The 4,240-nt window shown below is 61.9% G+C and carries 4 protein-coding genes; 2 read left to right on the top strand and 2 right to left on the bottom strand.

The annotated features are described in order from the left end of the window. The first annotated feature begins 594 nt into the window (after positions 1–594). Entirely contained in the window at positions 595–1,779 is a 1,185-nt protein-coding gene (locus tag IH50_RS41870) for a hypothetical protein (RefSeq protein WP_158801415.1), read from the top strand. 1 nt (position 1,780) lies between these two features. Here IH50_RS41870 and IH50_RS40550 read toward each other — a convergent pair whose 3' ends face one another. Continuing rightward, positions 1,781–2,311 carry a hypothetical protein gene (locus tag IH50_RS40550; protein ID WP_199822197.1) on the bottom strand — a complete coding sequence of 177 codons (531 nt, stop codon included), beginning with the start codon at positions 2,309–2,311 and terminating at the stop codon, positions 1,781–1,783. Between the two features lie 425 nt (positions 2,312–2,736). Between IH50_RS40550 and IH50_RS0136590 the strand changes: the two genes are divergently transcribed. Next, positions 2,737–3,528: an IS5 family transposase gene (locus IH50_RS0136590; RefSeq protein WP_078914230.1), complete on the top strand. Its 792-nt coding sequence runs from the start codon at positions 2,737–2,739 to the stop codon at positions 3,526–3,528. Here IH50_RS0136590 and IH50_RS0136585 read toward each other — a convergent pair. Then, a complete protein-coding gene (locus IH50_RS0136585; protein ID WP_030872821.1) occupies positions 3,485–4,030 on the bottom strand; it encodes a hypothetical protein in 546 nt (181 codons plus the stop codon). The two genes, IH50_RS0136590 and IH50_RS0136585, sit on opposite strands and share 44 nt — an antisense overlap. Positions 4,031–4,240 lie beyond the last annotated feature (210 nt).

Raw genomic sequence — 4,240 nt, 5'->3', positions numbered from 1 at the left:
TCGACATCTCGAAGCGTGGAGAACGGCCGTCTCCGCTGTCCCGTGAAGAACCGCAGGTCAGCAGGACGAGTGACCCGCGGGGTTAAACGTCAAGCTAAGAAGCTGTTGTCTTTTCGATCTTGAGCAGTGGCGGTCGAACGCGGGTTCCTGGTTGGATGATCTGCCGCGGCCATGCCGCGGCCAGGGCATGAAGACAGGGCCTTGAGCACAGCTCGTGGGTATCGAATCCGTAGAGCGGCAGGAGACTCCAGTGCCGCAGTCGCCCGTGTCGATGGCCGGCAAGTCCAACTCGGCTGCCCCATCGTGTGATTGCCTCGCGCACTCGTAGGGCAACGCGGCTGACCGGCCCGCACACCAGCGCCGGTAACCCGACGGACATGACGGACGCAGAGTGGGCTGAGCTCCGGCCGCTGCTGCCGACGCCGAGGTGGCTGCGCGGCCGGGGCGGCAGGCTGGATACTTCCTTCGGGCGCAGGCGCGCCAGCCACAGACATGGTTCACCAGGGCTGGGCGGCACTCCTCACGGCTCCGTCTGCGGGGACGCACTTCTTGGAGGTTGGATTGGGTCAGCCTAATCTTAGGAAAATCAACCAAATGGCAAGCAAGGCACTTAGAGGAGTGATTCTGCCCTACGCGTGGCATTTAGCCAGAGACCCTTTCAAGCTGTTGGTATTCCTCTTGATGTTTACCGCTGGCCTACTTCGCTGGTTTGCCGGGATATCCCTACTCGACGCCATCCCAATTTGGTCAATCATCGTGCTGCTCCTTTCTTGTGTTCTTGCGGAGGGATTCTTCTACCTTGAGCTGATCCCCTATGAGGTAGCAAGGTTGGCGCGCAGGCTCTCAACGACTCCGCTTGAGTCTCCGCTAGACCTAAAAGGGGAGTTCGTGCTCTACCTGCGCACCTTCAGGACTGATCGCAGGGCGGCAAAATTCCAGTTCGGAGACAGAGACGGAAAGCTTCCGAGGGATGCGTGCACGGAGGAGGAACTATTGTTTCTGACCATGAGGCGCGCTTACGGCGAGGTCGTGGCGCTGGGCGATCCTAGAGAGCGCCTTCCGCAACTCGGTGCGCGGCGCCTATACGTTAAAAGTGGTGGCGGCCGCTGGAAGAAGACCGTCGAGGATCTGGCATCGAGAGCATCCCTAGTCCTGGTCCAGTTAAAAGAGGGGGAATACACCGAATGGGAGCTAAAACACGTCGCGGCGAATAAACCTCTAGAGCAAATTGCACTGCTCGTCCCACGCCGCACGCATGAGCTCGATTTCCTTCAAAGAACGTTTGGATATTTTTCCGCCTCGCCGAACTTAGCTGCAGTGTATCGAGAACACGTCGCTGCACTCTACGAGTCCGAGATCAGGCGACTTCGTCATGGTGAACCTGTCAGACAAACGGAATACTTCTCGGTCGTTTGCTTCGATAGATCAAATGTTGCACATCGGGATTCTGTAATGTGGGACGAGAAGTACGACTTTGCGAGTCAAAATCTAGTGAAGGCCCTCGCGCTGCAGACCCTATTTCGACTGAATAACCATCCCTCGCATGGGGATGTCTCGATGGGTTTGGGATCGTGGGAATGCTGTGCTCGCCCGTTGACGAAAGATCATCCAGGCATGTATTGCACGAAAACTGATACTGAGTGTTCGATGCAAAACCGCGAGGAATTGCGATGGAGGTCGATCAGGGGGGTCGGCTGGGGACCCGATTTATGCTGCCCACAGTGCCTTCGAGAGAGGAGGAGAGGATCTTCAAACTGTGAGATCAGTGATTCCACTTAGGTTATGAGGTCGATCCAAGCAATTTCTGCTGCTGGTTCTTGAGTTGAACGAAGGAATTGCGGACATAGCCGACGAAATCATCTCCCGGATGTGCTACCAAAGGTCGACGACTTACACCCTCCGCTTCCTCAGTGATTACGACTTCCAGGGATAGGACATGACTGCAAAATTCGCGGAGAGGCCGCGGCACGTCCGACTCAATGATCAAGTCCGCGTGCTCGATGATCAAGTCGCACATCCGTCGATTTGTGGGCATGAGGGCTGAATCTCGCCATCTCGCCCACTCGCTTGCGCCCACCCCGACCTCCCTCTCCTCGCGTGGGGGGAGAATCGTTGCGCGCAGCCCCTCCCAAATTTGTTCATTCATGTCAACAAGGGTGTTGAGCGGCCCATATAGCTCCCGAAGCTGAGCGTTGATACGCGTCAGGCGCGCCTGCCGGCGCTCTTGCAGCAGTTGGGCACGCTGGCTGAGGAGGAAGGCAAGCACCGCAACGACGATGCTTGCACTGGCTGTAATAATGGCAGCTGTCACACACTGAGTGTGGCCCACAACTCTTGTCTTCGAACAGACCGATGGTCACGAAGGGAGTCGGCGAGGACCAGGAGGGCGCCTCGGACGCGTGGCGGGCTTGCGTCGGCATCCTTCCGCCAACAGTTGTAGCACTGTACGTCTGATCGGTGCCCCCCCCCGAGACGTCGGACTGAGTAGCTGTCTCGTTCCGATCTTGAGGGATGTGTCTCGATCGGGTGGTTGCTGTCGGCTGCGGGCATGAGAACAGGGCCTCTTGGTAGCTCGGGGTTGCGAAGCTAACCGAGATCCAGGAGACCCTGTTGCCGCTGTTGTACGTGCTCGAGCCGGTGGAGTTCAACTCTGCTGCGCCGACGTGTGATTGCGTCGCTCACCGGTTCGGGAATGCGGCCGATCACCCAGAACGTGTTCGGCGGTATTCCTCGGACATGACGGACGCGGAATGGGCCGTGGTGCGGCCGCTGCTGCCGGTGCCGGCCTGGCTGCGCGGCCGGGGCGGCCAGCCGGAGGCGTACTGCCACCGGGCGATGCTGGACGCGATCCGCTACCTGGTGGACAACGGCATCAAGTGGCGGGCCATGCCCGGGGACTTCCCGCCATGGGACCGGGTATACGCGTTCTTCCGCCGCTGGCGCGATCAGGTGCTGGTCAGGGAGTTCCACGACCGGCTGCGTGATCGGGTACGTCAGAAGGCGGGCCGGGATGCGCAGCCCACCGCTGGCGTGATCGACTCGCAGTCCGTCAAGGCGGACGCGGTCGTCGGGGCGGACAGCCGCGGCTTCGACGGCGGCAAGCTCGTCAACGGCCGCAAGCGGCACGTCGTGGTGGACACCCTCGGCCTGCTGCTGGCAGTGATGGTCACCGCCGCGGACACCAGTGACCGCACCGCCGCCCACGTCCTGCTTGCGCAGGTCGCCGACGCGCACCACCGCCTGGCCCTGATCTGGGCCGACGGCGGCTACACCGGCAGTCTCGTCGAGTACTGCCTCACCGCACTCGCGCTGGTCCTGCTGATCGTCAAGCGCAGCTGCGACATGCGCGGCTTCGTGCTGCTGCCCAAGCGGTGGATCGTCGAGCGCCTCTTCGCCCACCTGATGCGCACCCGTCGCCTGTCGCGCGACTACGAGCGCCGCACCACCAGCGCCGAAGCGATGATCTACTGGTCGATGATCCTGCTCATGACCCGCCGCCTGGCCCGATCACGCCCGCCGCGAGAGTGAACCGGCCCGACTGCCGCTCGGCCAGCCAACCGCGCGCGACCAGCCGTTTCGCCTTCGACCGCAGTGCCTCCACCTTGGCCGGCACCACGTCCAGGCCGAACAAGGCGGCCATCTCCTGGCAGGACAAGGGTCCTTGGCCGAGCTGATGCCGGTCCGTGAGCACCTGCAGGATGCGCTGGTAGTCCACCGACAGCACCGACCAGGCCAGCCCCTCACGCCACATGGGCACCTGCGCCCTCGGCTTCGCTGCCCTCGGCGCTGTCGAAGTCTGCTCCGCCTGCCCCTCGGCCGGCACTGTCCGCTCGGTCAGGGAATGAGCTTCGCTCTCGTCCACCGGAGCCAGCACCTCGCCGACCCGCAAGCGGGCGACGGCCCACTCCTGCCATTCCCGCTCGGCCACGACCAGTTCGGCCTGGACGCGGTCGGCTTCCTCCCGTAGCTCGTCCACCCGACGGCGGGCAGCAAGCTCGCGCTGTTCCAGCAACCCCACGACCGACGGCATCCACGACCTCCCCAGAAGCGATGGCACGACAGGCCACCACTCCCACGGGACCGCAGACCCTATGCCCGACCAACGAAAACGCAGTCTTCAAGCCCGGAAAGACAACAGCTTCTAAGCTTGACGTTTAACCTTGCTGGGCTTGGTGTTCCTTGATCGATTCGGCGCGTTTGACGGTCTTGCCGACGTCGTGGTGCCTGGCCCGTTGTTTGT

It is taken from the genome of Streptomyces sp. NRRL S-37 (assembly GCF_000721605.1).
Lineage (GTDB): Bacteria > Actinomycetota > Actinomycetes > Streptomycetales > Streptomycetaceae > Streptomyces.
Note: the sequence above shows the minus strand (reverse complement) of the source record. Positions and strands in the feature narration are given on the sequence as shown.